Origin of the sequence: Rhodoferax sediminis (genome assembly GCF_006970865.1) — a bacterium.
In the GTDB taxonomy this organism is placed as follows: domain Bacteria; phylum Pseudomonadota; class Gammaproteobacteria; order Burkholderiales; family Burkholderiaceae_C; genus Rhodoferax_A; species Rhodoferax_A sediminis.
Window position 1 is genome coordinate 2,551,880 of the sequence record NZ_CP035503.1, and the last position, 12,197, is coordinate 2,564,076.

Genomic DNA, 12,197 nt, shown 5'->3' on the forward strand with positions numbered 1-12,197 from the left:
CCAAGATGAAAAGCGGCACTCTCGGGGCTGAGGCCCGCGGCTCCAAGCCTGCTTGCGCAGGTTTGGACGGATCGAAGAGCAGCCGCGTCTCGCGGCAGCATGTCCAGCGACCCGCGCAGCGGTGGAGCGTGGGGGTAATTTTTCACGACAGCAACTCCGCAAACGAAATGAACTGCACCATGGCGCCGTGGCTGATGGTCTGCCCGGGCGGGTTGTCGACCACGCCGTCGCCCCAGACGGTCGAGGTCAGCACGCCGGAGCTCTGGTTCGGAAACAGATCGAGCCCGCCCGCCGCGTTGCGCCGCACGCGCAAAAATTCACGGCGTTTATCGCCTCGGGCCCATATGAAATGGGCGGGGAGCGCTATCGGTTTGGGAGCGAGCTCCGTCGCGCCCTGCAGTTTGCGCAGGAACGGGCGCACCAGCAGCAAGAAGGTGATGAAGCTCGACACCGGGTTGCCCGGCAGTCCGGCGAAGTGCGCCTGCGCTATGCGCCCATAGGCGAACGGCTTGCCGGGCTTGATCCCGATCTGCCACAGGTTCAACTCGCCGAGCGCCTGCACGGCCGGCTTGATGTGGTCTTCCTCGCCGACCGAGACCCCGCCACTGGTCAGGATCAGGTCGTGCTGCGCGCTGGCAGCGCGCAGGGCATCGATGGTGGCGTCGCGTCGGTCCGGCACGATGCCCAGATCGGTCACCTCGCAGCCCAGCCGTTTGAGCAAGGCGCGCAGAAAAAAGCGGTTGGAGTTGTAGATGGCGCCAGGCCTCATCTGCTCGGGCGCGACGTCGCCGGGCATCACCAGCTCGTCCCCGGTGGAAAACAGCGCCACCCGCGGACGGCGCGCCACCAGCAGCGTATCCATGCCAATACCGGCCGCCAGACCAATACCGGCGGGCGTCAGCAGCTCTCCTTTTGAGAGCACCACGGCGCCGCGCATGACGTCTTCGCCGCCGCGCCGGATCCACTGGCCGGGCTTCGGCACCCGCATCACGCGAATGGCCGCCGGCGCACCAGCCACCACTTCGCAGTCTTCCTGCATGACCACGGCGTCGGCGCCGGGCGGAATCGGCGCGCCCGTGAAGATGCGCGCCGCCGTGCCGGCCTGCAACGCGGCGCCCGCGCTGCCGGCGGGGATGCGCTGCGAGACGGGCATTAACGCGCCCGTGGCCGTCACATCCGCGCAGCGCAGTGCATAACCGTCCATCGCGCTGTTGTCCTGCGGCGGCACCTGCAGGCTTGACACCACGTCCTGCGCCAGCACGCGGCCATCGGCATCGAAGGTGGAAACCCGCTCGGACTCGAGTACTGGCACGGCACGGTCCAGCAACTCTGCCAGGGCGTCGTCGAGGGACCTGAGGGGCGGACGCGGGTCATTCATGCATGCAGCTCCGAACGGTAAACGAACTGGTCCTGATTGTCGGCCAACCACGCCGCCACCGCGTGCGGCGCATTCAAATCCAGCACCGGGCGGATGGTGGTTTGCGGCAGCTGCCGCGGGGAATCAGTGGCAATGGCGACGATGAAATCATCCTTGGTATAGCACGCCGGCTTGCCCGCCGCGGCGCGCCAGACCTCGACCTTGGGCAGGTCGCTGCGCTTGAAGCCCTCCACCAGCACCCAGTCCACCGCGTCATCGAGCTCGGCAATCAGCTCGTGCACCGACAGCTCGGTGGGGCGCTCGAATTCCCGCATCAGGGCCAGCCGCCGGTCGGAGGCGACGACCACCTCGAACGCGCCGGCCTGGCGGTGCCGGTACGTGTCTTTGCCCACGTGGTCAATGTCAAAGCGGTGGTGCGCATGCTTGACCACCGAGACGCGCTGGCCACGCTGTTTGAACACCGGGATCAGGCCTTCAATCAGGGTGGTTTTGCCCGAGCCCGAATAGCCCGCGAAGCCAACAACTTTCATTGAATTTCCCCCAAGTTGCTCTACTTTTCATAGCTAACTGTGAACACCCTATAAGGGCGACAGCCACTTTTTATTTGCAATGCTGGGCGACGTAGGCCTGCACCGCGGTGGCATCCGCAATCATCAGGGTCACGCGCCGGGGCAATTGCTCGATGCCGTCGAACCGGGCCGGCCGATCGGGTTCCCGGCCCAGCGCCTCGACGATGGTCTGCGCAAACTTGATGGGCAGCGCGGTCTCCAGCACGATCATCGGCACACCCGCCACGAGGTGCTCGCGCGCAACCTTCACGGCGTCGGCGGTGTGCGGATCGACCATCACGCCCAGGCGCTCGAAGCTGTCCCGGATGGTCGCCAGCCGGTCGGCATGGGTGCTCTTGCCGCTGACAAAACCGTAGCGCTGCGCCGCCTGAACGAAGGCCGGCTCGGCGCTCAGGTCAAAGCGTCCGTCTTTGGCCAGGGCGTCGCCAAACAGCGCCTTGACGCGGGCGCCGTCGCGGCCCAGCAGGTCGAACACGAAGCGCTCGAAGTTGCTGGCCTTGGAAATGTCCATCGACGGGCTGGAGGTCTCGTGCGTGTCGGCGCTGGCGCGCACGCGGTACACGCCGGTGCGGAAGAACTCGTCGAGCACGTCGTTCTCGTTGGTCGCCACCACGAGCTGGTCGATCGGCAGGCCCATCATGTGCGCCACGTGGCCGGCGCAGACGTTGCCGAAGTTGCCGCTGGGCACTGTGAAACTGACCTTTTCGGGGGCAGCGCCGGGCGCGGGTGCCTGTACAGTTGCCTGGAAGTAGCCCGCAAAGTAATACACCACCTGCGCCATCAGGCGCGCCCAGTTGATGGAATTGACGGTGCCGATCTTGTAGCGGCGCTTGAACGCCAGGTCGCCCGAGACCGCCTTGACGATGTCCTGGCAGTCGTCGAACACGCCCTCGACGGCAATGTTGTGGATGTTGTCGTCCTGCAGGCTGAACATCTGTGCCTGCTGGAACGGGCTCATGCGCCCGTTCGGGCTGAGCATGAAGACGCGCACGCCGGCCTTGCCGCGCATCGCGTATTCGGCTGCGCTGCCGGTGTCGCCGCTGGTCGCGCCCAGGATGTTGAGCTGCTCACCGCGGCGCGCCAGCTCGTACTCGAACAGGTTGCCGAGCAGCTGCATCGCCATGTCCTTGAAGGCCAGCGTCGGCCCGTTGGACAGCGCCTCCAGATAAAGTGGCGCGCGCGCACCGGCAACCGGGCTGTCCTCGAGCTTCCTCAAAGGCACGATCTCGCGCGTGCCAAACACCTCCTGCGAATAGGTCTTGCGGCAGATCGCGCGCAGGTCGTCGGCGGGAATGTCGTCGATGTACAGCGACAGCACCTCGAACGCCAGATCGGCATAGGGCAGCGGGCGCCACTTTGCCAGCGTGGGGGCGTCCACCTGCGGGTAGTGCTCGGGCAGGTACAGCCCGCCATCGGGCGCCAGGCCTTCGAGCAGAATTTCACAGAACTTGCGCGGCGTGGCATCGCCGCGGGTCGAAAGGTAATGCATCATTGCCCGCCCGGCCGCCCGAAGGGCAATGAACGCCCCCGCGGGGGGCAGAGAACGAAGTGAACGTGGGGGCTCTTCATGTTCAGGCCAGCTCTTCCTTGCGGATGCGCGTGATCGGTGCCAGCACGCTGGGCAGCGCCTGCATGCGCGCGATGGCCGCGTTCATGGTGCCTTCGCGGGTGTCGTGCGTGAGGATGATCAGGTCGGTTTGCGGCACGCCTTGTGTGCCCTCCGTTGCACCACCTTCGCCACCCACTTCGTCGGCCTCGCGCTGCAGCACCGCGTCGATGCTGATGCCGGCGTCGGCCACGATGCCGGTCACCTGGGCCAGCACGCCCGCCTCGTCGGCCACGCGCAGGCGCAGGTAGTAGCTGGTCACCACCTCGCTCATGGGCAGCACGCGCAGGTCGCTCATGGCATCGGGGTGGAACGCGAGGTGCGGCACGCGCTGCGCGGCATCGGCCGTGTGCAGCCGCGTGATGTCGACCAGGTCGGCAATCACGGCGCTGGCGGTCGGCTCGGCGCCCGCGCCCTTGCCGTAGTACAGCGTGGTGCCCACGGCGTCGCCGTTGACCATCACCGCGTTCATGGCGCCTTCGACGTTGGCGATCAGGCGCTTGGCCGGTACCAGGCTGGGGTGCACGCGCAGCTCGATGCCCTGCGGCGTGCGCTTGGTGATGCCCAGCAGCTTGATGCGGTAGCCGAGTTGCTCGGCGTATTTGATATCGGTCGCGGCCAGTTGGGTGATGCCCTCCACATGGGCCTTGTCGAACTGCACCGGGATGCCGAACGCGATGGCCGACATGAGCGTCGCCTTGTGCGCCGCGTCCACGCCTTCGATGTCGAACGTGGGGTCGGCCTCGGCATAGCCCAGGCGCTGCGCGTCCTTCAAGGCCACACCAAAGTCCAGGCCCTTGTCGCGCATCTCGGAGAGGATGAAGTTGGTGGTGCCGTTGATGATGCCGGCAATCCACTGGATGCTGTTGGCCGCCAGGCCCTCGCGCAGCGCCTTGATGATCGGAATGCCGCCCGCCACCGCCGCCTCGAAGGCCACCATCACGCCTCTAGCGTGCGCGGCCGCGAAAATCTCGGTGCCATGCACCGCCAGCAGCGCCTTGTTGGCGGTGACCACGTGCTTGCCCGCCGCGATCGCTTCAAGCACCAGTTGCCGGGCGATGCCGTAGCCGCCAATGAGTTCGACCACGATGTCGATCTCGGGGTTGGCGATCACGGCGCGCGCGTCGGCCACCACCGTCACGCCCGCGCCGACGACCGCCTGCGCACGCGCCACGTCCAGATCGGCCACCATGGTGATCGCGATGCCGCGGCCGGCGCGGCTCTTGATCTCGTTCTGGTTGCGTGCCAGCACCTTGAACGTACCGCTGCCCACGGTGCCGACGCCCAGCAGGCCTACTTGAATGGGTTTCATCATTGGTTATGGGTAAAAAGTGCTCTCAGGCCACGCTGAGTATTGGCTTGGCGCTACGCTTTCGATAGCTTTCCAGGAATTTGGCGATGCGGCCGACGGCCTCGCGCAAATCGTCTTCGTGCGGCAGGAAGACGATGCGGAAATGGTCCGGCGTGGCCCAGTTGAAGCCCGTGCCCTGCACCAGCATGACGCGGGTTTCCTGCAGCAGTTCCAGAAAGAACTGCCGGTCGTCCGCAATCGGGTAGACCTTCGGATCGAGCCGGGGAAACATGTACAGCGCCGCACTCGGCTTGACGCAGCTCACGCCCGGAATGGCCGTGATCAGCTCGTACGCCAGGTCGCGTTGGCGGCGCAGGCGCCCACCCTCGCCCACCAGGTCGTTGATGCTCTGGTAACCGCCGAGCGCGGTCTGGATCGCCCACTGGCCCGGCACGTTCGAGCACAGACGCATGTTGGAGAGCATGTTCAGGCCCTCGATGTAGTCGCCGGCCGAGCGCTTGTCGCCCGACACCACGAGCCAGCCCGCGCGGTAGCCGCAGGAGCGGTAGCTTTTGGACAACGAGTTGAAGGTCAGGGTGAGCACGTCGTCGCTCAGGCTGGCGATGGCCGTATGGCGCACGCCGTCGTACAGCACCTTGTCGTACACCTCATCGGCAAAGATGACCAGGCCATGCGTGCGCGCGATGTCCACGATGCCGCGCAGCAGCTCGTCCGAATACAGCGCGCCGGTCGGGTTGTTCGGGTTGATGATCACGATGCCCTTGGTACGCGGCGTGATCCTGGCGCGGATGTCGCCCAAGTCCGGCATCCAGCCGTTGGCCTCGTCGCACAGGTAGTGCACCGGTGTTCCGCCCGACAGGCTGGCCGCGGCCGTCCACAGCGGGTAGTCGGGCGCGGGAAGCAGCAACTCGTCGCCATCATTGAGCAGCGCATTGGTCGCCATCACGATCAGTTCGCTGGCGCCATTGCCCAGGTAGATGTCGTCCAGCGTGACGCCCTTGACACCCTGCTTCTGGGTCTCGTGCATCACCGCCTTGCGCGCCGCGAAGATGCCCTTGCTGTCGGAGTAGCCGGCCGAGGCCGGCAGGTTGCGAATCATGTCCTGCTGGATCTCTTCGGGCGAATCGAAGCCGAACAGGGCCAGGTTGCCGATGTTGAGCTTGATGAGCTTTTGGCCCTCTTCCTCCATCTGCCGCGCGCGGTCCATGATGGGGCCGCGGATGTCGTAGCAGACGTTGGCCAGCTTGGCCGATTTTTGAATCGTTTTCAATGTCCCTCCGGAGGGCGTCTAAAGGATGAAAACCTATAATTTGACCACAGTTACCAAAACACCATGAAGCTGCAACCCGACAAGTTCGACGTTCAATCCATCAGCGCTTACGGCCCCGGCTGGGTCGCGCTGGACAGTGAAAAAATCACCTCCAGCCTCATCATCAGCTCGCAGGGCCAGCGCCTGGACTGGCCCTGCCGCAGTTTTTCCGACCTGACGCCGGCGCATTTCGAGCAGATTGCCACGCTCGATGCCGAGCTCGTCATCTTCGGCAGCGGCGAGCGCATCCGCTTTCCGCAGCCGGTGTGGCTCAGGCCCCTGATGGCCAAACGCATTGGCGTGGAGACCATGGACACGCAGGCCGCCTGCCGCACCTACAACATTCTCGCGGGCGAAGGCCGGCACGTGGTAGCGGCCCTGCTGCTGGAGGTGCCGGGCAGCTAGGCGTGTGCCTTTAGGGTAAAATTGAATGGTTCAGTGGTGGGCGCTGTCGTGGAGCAGCTCCCGCGCATCCCATCAACGACCACATCCTGTCACACGAGATTGAAGTTTTATGGCGATCGTTGTTAACAAACCCCTTCCGGAATTTGAATCGAATGCCACCGGCGGCATCAAAGTATCCAATACATCACATCTAGGGCACGTCCTCGTGCTGTACTTCTACCCGAAGGACAACACCCCGGGCTGCACCACCGAAGCCATGCAGTTCCGCGACAAGTTCAAGGACTTCGTGAAGGCCGGCGCCACCGTGTTCGGCGTGTCGCGCGACAACATGAAGTCGCACGACGAGTTCAAGGCCAAGCTGGAGCTGCCCTTCGAGCTGATCGCCGACACCGAAGAAAAAATGTGTCACATGTTCGGCGTCGTCAAGAACAAGATCATGTACGGCAAAAAAGTCAAGGGCATCGAGCGCAGCACCTTCCTGATTGGTGCCGATGGTCTGCTGAAAAATGAATGGCGCGGCCTGAAGGTTCCGGGCCATGTGGACGAAGTCCTGAAGGCCGTCAAGGCCTTGAAAAAGGCCGCTTGACGTCTCAAAGCAACAGGAGGATTGCAAGCCACGGCGCTCATGCATAATGAGTCCATGCCGTTGGAACTTGCAACCGCTCCCCTACCAAAGCCGCCTTGGCCTCCAGGCGGCTTTTTCGCTTTTTGAACACCCCTTATACACCCCGTTTCCCACTCCCCACCTTCTGCGAGCACACTGCCCCTTATGCCATTGCCACCCGCCCCCACCAAGCGCGCCGCCCTGCTGGCGCCCGAAGCGTACGACGCGCCGGCCAGAACTTCCGCCCGCGCATCGCGGAAACCACAGGCCGACGACGAGGGCGCGCGGGGGGACGGCAACGCGCAGATACTGGCAACGGCCGAGCGCATGCCCGGCAGCGGCACAGCGGCGGAGCATCCGGCCGCCTTCCAGCCGAAGTTTCGCACTGAAACGGCCAGACGCCCTGAACAGCCAAGCGCACCCAGCTACAAAAAAAGTAGCGCCGCAGTGCCTCAAGCGGACGTCAAGCCGAGAAAGACAAAGGCTACCGGGCCAAGCAAGCTGTTTGTGCTGGACACCAACGTGCTGCTGCACGACCCGATGTGCCTGTTCCGTTTCGAAGAGCACGACCTCTTCCTGCCGATGATCGTGCTGGAGGAACTCGACGGCCACAAGAAGGGCATGACCGAGGTGGCGCGCAACGCGCGCCAGACCAGCCGCTCGCTCGACGCGCTGGCCGGCACGCAGGGAGCCGATTTCGGCAACGGCCTGAAGCTCGACGCCACGGGCCACCGCGAAGCCGGCGGCAAGCTGTTCTTCCAGACCCAGACGCTGGACTACACCCTGCCCATCAGCCTGCCCCAAGGCAAGGCCGACAACCAGATCCTGGGGGTGGTGGAGGCCTTGCGAAAGCAGTATGCGCCGCGCGAGGTCGTGCTGGTCTCCAAGGACATCAACATGCGGGTCAAGGCGCGCGCGCTGGGCCTGCCGACCGACGACTACCAGAACGACAAGACACTGGATGACAGCGACCTGCTGTACTCCGGCTCACTGGCGCTGCCGCTGGATTTCTGGGCCAAGCATGGCAAGACCATGGAGAGCTGGCAAAGCGGCAGCTATACGTTCTACCGCATCAGCGGACCGATCGTGCCGAACCTGCTGATCAACCAGTTCGTCTACTTCGAGGCGCCGGGCGAGCCCAGCCTGTACGCCCGTGTCACCGAGATCCGCGCCAAGACGGCGGTGCTCAAGACGCTGAAGGATTACAACCACCTGAAAAATGCGGTCTGGGGCGTGACCACACGCAACCGCGAGCAGAACTTCGCGATGAACGTGCTGATGGACCCGGAAGTGGACTTTGTGACGCTCACGGGGAACGCCGGCACCGGCAAGACGCTGATGGCACTGGCCTCGGGCCTGACCCAGGTGCTGGACGACCGCCGCTATACGGAGATCATCATGACCCGCGCGACCGTGAGCGTGGGCGAGGACATTGGCTTCCTGCCGGGCACCGAAGAGGAAAAGATGGGCCCGTGGATGGGCGCGCTGGACGACAACCTGGAAGTGCTGGCCAAGACCGAGACCACCTCGGGCGAATGGGGCCGCGCCGCCACCAACGAGCTGATCCGCTCGCGCATCAAGATCAAGAGCATGAACTTCATGCGCGGGCGCACCTTCTTGAACAAGTACGTCATCATCGACGAGGCGCAGAACCTGACGCCCAAACAGATGAAGACGCTGATCACCCGCGCCGGCCCCGGCACCAAGATCATCTGCATGGGCAACCTGGCGCAGATCGACACACCGTACCTGACCGAGGGCTCCTCGGGGCTGACGTTTGCCGTCGACAAGTTCAAGGGCTGGCCGCACGGCGGGCACATCACGCTGGCGCGCGGCGAGCGCTCGCGGCTGGCCGACTTTGCCAGCGAAGTGCTATAGGAACAGTAGCTTGTTGCGAAGAACGGGCGCCGGCTACAGGCACTTTTCTCTTAAAAATCGCTGCTACCTGAAGCCAGGCTCTCGAACCGGGTGAGCTCTTTCAGGAAGGCCAGCTTGACGGTCCCGGTGGGCCCGTTGCGCTGCTTGCTGATGATGATCTCGGCAACGCCCGGCTCCTTCGACTCCTTGTTGTAGTAGTCGTCGCGGTAGATGAACATGATCACGTCCGCGTCCTGCTCGATGGCGCCGGACTCGCGCAGGTCGCTCATCATGGGACGCTTGTCGGTGCGCGATTCCACGCCGCGCGAGAGCTGCGACAACGCCATCACCGGACAGCCGAGCTCCTTCGCGAGCATCTTCAGGCCGCGCGAGATTTCGCCCACCGCGGTCGCGCGGTTCTCGTCGCTCATGCTGCTCGACACGCTCATCAGCTGCAGATAGTCCACCACGATCATGCCGAGCTTGCCGCCGCACTGTCGGGCCAAGCGCCGGGCGTTGGCGCGCAGCTCGCTGACGGTCAGGCCCGGCGTCTCGTCGATATGCAGCGAAATATTGCGCAGCTTCTCGATCGCCTCGGTCAGGCGCGGCCACTCGGCGTCGGTCAGCTTGCCGGTGCGCAGGTGCATCTGGTCGATGCGCCCGATCGAGCCGACGATACGCACCGCCAGCTGGCTGGCGCCCATTTCCATCGAGAACACCGCCACCGGCAGTTCCTCGTGCAGCGCCACGTGCTCGGCGATGTTGATGGCCAGCGCGGTCTTGCCCATGGACGGGCGCGCCGCCAGCACGATCATGTCACCGGCCTGGAAGCCCGAGGTCATGCGGTCGAGGTCATAAAAGCCGGTCGGCACCCCGGTGATGTCGTTCGGGTTGTCGGCCATCTCCTGCACGCGGTCCAGCAGCTGAACCACCAGGGAGTCCATGCCCTGAAAGCCCTGCTTCATGCGCGAGCCTTCTTCCCCGATGTTGAAGATTTTCTGCTCGGCCTCGTCCAGGATCTTGTCGACGGCCTTGCCCTGGGTGTTGAACGCGTTGGTGGCAATTTCGTCGCTCGCGCGCACCAGCTTGCGCAGGATGGAGCGCTCGCGCACGATCTCGGCGTAGCGACGGATGTTGCTGGCGCTCGGCACGTACTGGGCCAACGAGTTGAGGTAACCCAGGCCGCCGATTTCCTCGGCCTTGCCCAGGTTCTGCAGCTGCTCGTAGACCGTGATCACGTCGGCTGGCCGGGTCGCGTTGATCAGGCCGCCGACGGCCGCGTAGATCAGCCGGTGTTCGTAGCGGTAGAAGTCGCCATCGGTCAGCAGGTCGCCAACACGGTCCCAGGCGCTGTTGTCCAGCAGCAGGCCACCCAGCACGCTCGATTCCGCCTCGATGGAGTGCGGCGGGATGCGCAGCTGGGCGACCTGGCGATCGACAGGATACTCATCGTCAACGGCGCTGAAAACTGCAGACATCAGGTGGGGGGTTCCTAGAAAACGGCATGTTACGTCCGCCCATGACGGACGTCAAAACGGGCCGTGTACAAAGCTGTGGGGGGTCGGTGAATAAACGGTGACTATCCCTGTAAAACAACAGGCAAAAAAAGAAAAGCCACCCGAAGGCGGCCTTCCTTCGGATAGGCAGACGGTCAAGCCGATTCGCCGTACACCGTGACCGTGATGTCCACCACCACGTCGGTGTGCAGAGCCACGCTGACCGTGCTGTCGCCCACCACCTTGATGGGGCCGCCCGGCATGCGCACCTGGGACTTGACGACCTTGTAGCCTTGCTTGTTCAATTCTTCGGCGATATCGAAGTTCGTCACCGAGCCAAACAGGCGGCCGTCCACGCCGGCCTTTTGCGTTAGCTTGACCGCCGTGCCGCCCAGCTTTTCGCCTTGCGCCTGCGATTCGGCCAGCTTGGCGGCGGCGGCTTTTTCGAGCTCGGCGCGCTTGATTTCGAACTCTTTCTTGGCGGCTTCCGTGGCGCGCCGGGCGCGGCCGCTCGGGATCAGGAAGTTGCGGGCGTAGCCGTCCTTGACCTTGACGATTTCGCCCAGGTTGCCGAGGTTCACCACTTTGTCGAGCAGAATGATTTGCATGGTCGTGGCTCCCTTAGATGCGGTGCTGGTCGCTGTACGGCAGCATGGCAAGGAAGCGCGCGCGCTTGATGGCCGTGTTGAGCTGACGCTGGAAAATTGCGCGCGTGCCGGTCAGGCGGGCCGGAATGATCTTGCCGTTTTCGGCGATGAAGTCACGCAGCGTGTCGATGTCTTTGTAGTCGATCTGCTTGACACCGGTCACGGTGAAGCGGCAAAAGCGCTTGCGCTTGAACAGCAGGGACTGGGTATTGCGCTTGGGGCGCTTGTCTTTGTTGAAACGTTTTGGTCCGGGCATGATGGACTCCTTGGAAAAGGTTATGAATTCGTTAATCTTGCTGAAAATCCAGCACGTGAAGCACGATGTGTTTGCCGCCCCGCGCGTTGGCCAAGAAGCCGGTGAACTTCCAGGCACTGCCGATGATTTGTTGACCGATTCTCTCGGCCATCGCACCAAAGGCCACCGCCTTGATTGCCATCTTGACTTGCCTCATTTGACCGGCCTCTTCGATGCTGGACTCGTGTTCGAGTCTCATGTCCAGGGCGGGCAATCCGGCGGGCGTGTGGCGCAGGGCATTCACCTCTGCGATACAGGCCGTCAAAACAACGTGGTTCACTCCTCGCTAGCAGCAAACGCGCTTAATGCGCTGCGTGCGCCGCGTACTCCGCCTGTTGGGTTTTGCGGGCTTCTTCGCGCTCGACGGTTTTCATCATCGAGGACGGGCCGGTTTCCGCCTTGTCCATCTGCACCGTCAGGTGGCGCAACACGGCATCGTTGAACTTGAACGCGTGTTCCAGCTCAGCCATCACGGGCTGGTCGGCTTCGATGTTGACACACAGGTAGTGGGCCTTGGCGAGCTTGTTGATCATGTAGGTCAGCTGACGGCGACCCCAGTCTTCAACACGATGCACTTTGCCGCCACCGGCGGTGATCATGCCCTTGTAACGCTCCAGCATGGCCGGAACCTGCTCACTTTGATCCGGATGGATCATCAAGATGATTTCATAATGACGCATAAATTCTCCTTAAGGGATAAGCCACCCACTGCGTCGGTA

13 protein-coding genes are annotated in these 12,197 nt (G+C 63.7%); 3 read left to right on the forward strand and 10 right to left on the reverse strand.

The window, feature by feature from the left end:
• Nucleotides 1-142: 142 nt before the first annotated feature.
• The 5 genes from EUB48_RS12310 to EUB48_RS12330 all read right to left on the reverse strand — a co-directional run bounded on the left by EUB48_RS12310 (nucleotide 143) and on the right by EUB48_RS12330 (nucleotide 6,135).
• On the reverse strand, nucleotides 143-1,378 hold the full coding sequence (locus EUB48_RS12310; RefSeq protein WP_142819392.1) for a molybdopterin molybdotransferase MoeA: 1,236 nt from the start codon (nucleotides 1,376-1,378) through the stop codon (nucleotides 143-145).
• A complete protein-coding gene (mobB, locus tag EUB48_RS12315; protein ID WP_142819393.1) occupies nucleotides 1,375-1,908 on the reverse strand; it encodes a molybdopterin-guanine dinucleotide biosynthesis protein B in 534 nt (177 codons plus the stop codon). The genes EUB48_RS12310 and mobB overlap by 4 nt, the downstream gene beginning before the upstream one ends.
• Before the next feature lie 70 nt (nucleotides 1,909-1,978).
• On the reverse strand, nucleotides 1,979-3,436 hold the full coding sequence (thrC, locus tag EUB48_RS12320) for a threonine synthase (RefSeq protein ID WP_142819394.1): 1,458 nt from the start codon (nucleotides 3,434-3,436) through the stop codon (nucleotides 1,979-1,981).
• Between the two features lie 82 nt (nucleotides 3,437-3,518).
• Nucleotides 3,519-4,865, reverse strand: coding sequence for a homoserine dehydrogenase (locus EUB48_RS12325; RefSeq protein WP_142821242.1), 1,347 nt, complete (start codon nucleotides 4,863-4,865; stop codon nucleotides 3,519-3,521).
• A 25-nt stretch (nucleotides 4,866-4,890) separates the two neighbouring features.
• The gene (locus EUB48_RS12330; RefSeq protein WP_142819395.1) at nucleotides 4,891-6,135 is read right to left on the reverse strand and encodes a pyridoxal phosphate-dependent aminotransferase; all 1,245 of its coding nucleotides are present in this window, start codon (nucleotides 6,133-6,135) and stop codon (nucleotides 4,891-4,893) included.
• 63 nt (nucleotides 6,136-6,198) lie between these two features.
• Between EUB48_RS12330 and EUB48_RS12335 the strand changes: the two genes are divergently transcribed.
• From EUB48_RS12335 to EUB48_RS12345, 3 genes are all read left to right on the forward strand, one after another.
• Nucleotides 6,199-6,579 carry an Mth938-like domain-containing protein gene (locus EUB48_RS12335; protein ID WP_142819396.1) on the forward strand — a complete coding sequence of 127 codons (381 nt, stop codon included), beginning with the start codon at nucleotides 6,199-6,201 and terminating at the stop codon, nucleotides 6,577-6,579.
• 109 nt (nucleotides 6,580-6,688) lie between these two features.
• On the forward strand, nucleotides 6,689-7,165 hold the full coding sequence (locus EUB48_RS12340; RefSeq protein ID WP_142819397.1) for a peroxiredoxin: 477 nt from the start codon (nucleotides 6,689-6,691) through the stop codon (nucleotides 7,163-7,165).
• 183 nt (nucleotides 7,166-7,348) lie between these two features.
• On the forward strand, nucleotides 7,349-9,061 hold the full coding sequence (locus EUB48_RS12345; protein WP_142819398.1) for a PhoH family protein: 1,713 nt from the start codon (nucleotides 7,349-7,351) through the stop codon (nucleotides 9,059-9,061).
• 50 nt (nucleotides 9,062-9,111) lie between these two features.
• On the opposite strand, the gene dnaB is transcribed toward EUB48_RS12345, so the two are convergent.
• From dnaB to rpsF, 5 genes are all read right to left on the reverse strand, one after another.
• Nucleotides 9,112-10,518 carry a replicative DNA helicase gene (dnaB, locus tag EUB48_RS12350; protein ID WP_142819399.1) on the reverse strand — a complete coding sequence of 469 codons (1,407 nt, stop codon included), beginning with the start codon at nucleotides 10,516-10,518 and terminating at the stop codon, nucleotides 9,112-9,114.
• Between the two features lie 173 nt (nucleotides 10,519-10,691).
• Complete coding sequence (gene rplI / locus EUB48_RS12355; protein ID WP_142819400.1) at nucleotides 10,692-11,144, reverse strand: 50S ribosomal protein L9; 453 nt, start codon at nucleotides 11,142-11,144, stop codon at nucleotides 10,692-10,694.
• Between the two features lie 13 nt (nucleotides 11,145-11,157).
• On the reverse strand, nucleotides 11,158-11,439 hold the full coding sequence (rpsR, locus tag EUB48_RS12360; protein ID WP_077562290.1) for a 30S ribosomal protein S18: 282 nt from the start codon (nucleotides 11,437-11,439) through the stop codon (nucleotides 11,158-11,160).
• A 31-nt stretch (nucleotides 11,440-11,470) separates the two neighbouring features.
• The gene (gene priB / locus EUB48_RS12365; RefSeq protein ID WP_142819401.1) at nucleotides 11,471-11,758 is read right to left on the reverse strand and encodes a primosomal replication protein N; all 288 of its coding nucleotides are present in this window, start codon (nucleotides 11,756-11,758) and stop codon (nucleotides 11,471-11,473) included.
• Between the two features lie 22 nt (nucleotides 11,759-11,780).
• On the reverse strand, nucleotides 11,781-12,158 hold the full coding sequence (gene rpsF / locus EUB48_RS12370) for a 30S ribosomal protein S6 (RefSeq protein WP_142819402.1): 378 nt from the start codon (nucleotides 12,156-12,158) through the stop codon (nucleotides 11,781-11,783).
• Between the last annotated feature and the right edge of the window lie 39 nt (nucleotides 12,159-12,197).

Coding starts and splice junctions, on each gene's coding strand:
- EUB48_RS12310 (WP_142819392.1), bottom strand. CDS start 1,378: ATGAATGACCCGCGTCCGCCCCTCAGGTCCCTCGACGACGCCCTGGCA.
- mobB (WP_142819393.1), bottom strand. CDS start 1,908: ATGAAAGTTGTTGGCTTCGCGGGCTATTCGGGCTCGGGCAAAACCACC.
- thrC (WP_142819394.1), bottom strand. CDS start 3,436: ATGCATTACCTTTCGACCCGCGGCGATGCCACGCCGCGCAAGTTCTGT.
- EUB48_RS12325 (WP_142821242.1), bottom strand. CDS start 4,865: ATGAAACCCATTCAAGTAGGCCTGCTGGGCGTCGGCACCGTGGGCAGC.
- EUB48_RS12335 (WP_142819396.1), top strand. CDS start 6,199: ATGAAGCTGCAACCCGACAAGTTCGACGTTCAATCCATCAGCGCTTAC.
- EUB48_RS12340 (WP_142819397.1), top strand. CDS start 6,689: ATGGCGATCGTTGTTAACAAACCCCTTCCGGAATTTGAATCGAATGCC.
- EUB48_RS12345 (WP_142819398.1), top strand. CDS start 7,349: ATGCCATTGCCACCCGCCCCCACCAAGCGCGCCGCCCTGCTGGCGCCC.
- dnaB (WP_142819399.1), bottom strand. CDS start 10,518: ATGTCTGCAGTTTTCAGCGCCGTTGACGATGAGTATCCTGTCGATCGC.
- rplI (WP_142819400.1), bottom strand. CDS start 11,144: ATGCAAATCATTCTGCTCGACAAAGTGGTGAACCTCGGCAACCTGGGC.
- rpsR (WP_077562290.1), bottom strand. CDS start 11,439: ATGCCCGGACCAAAACGTTTCAACAAAGACAAGCGCCCCAAGCGCAAT.
- rpsF (WP_142819402.1), bottom strand. CDS start 12,158: ATGCGTCATTATGAAATCATCTTGATGATCCATCCGGATCAAAGTGAG.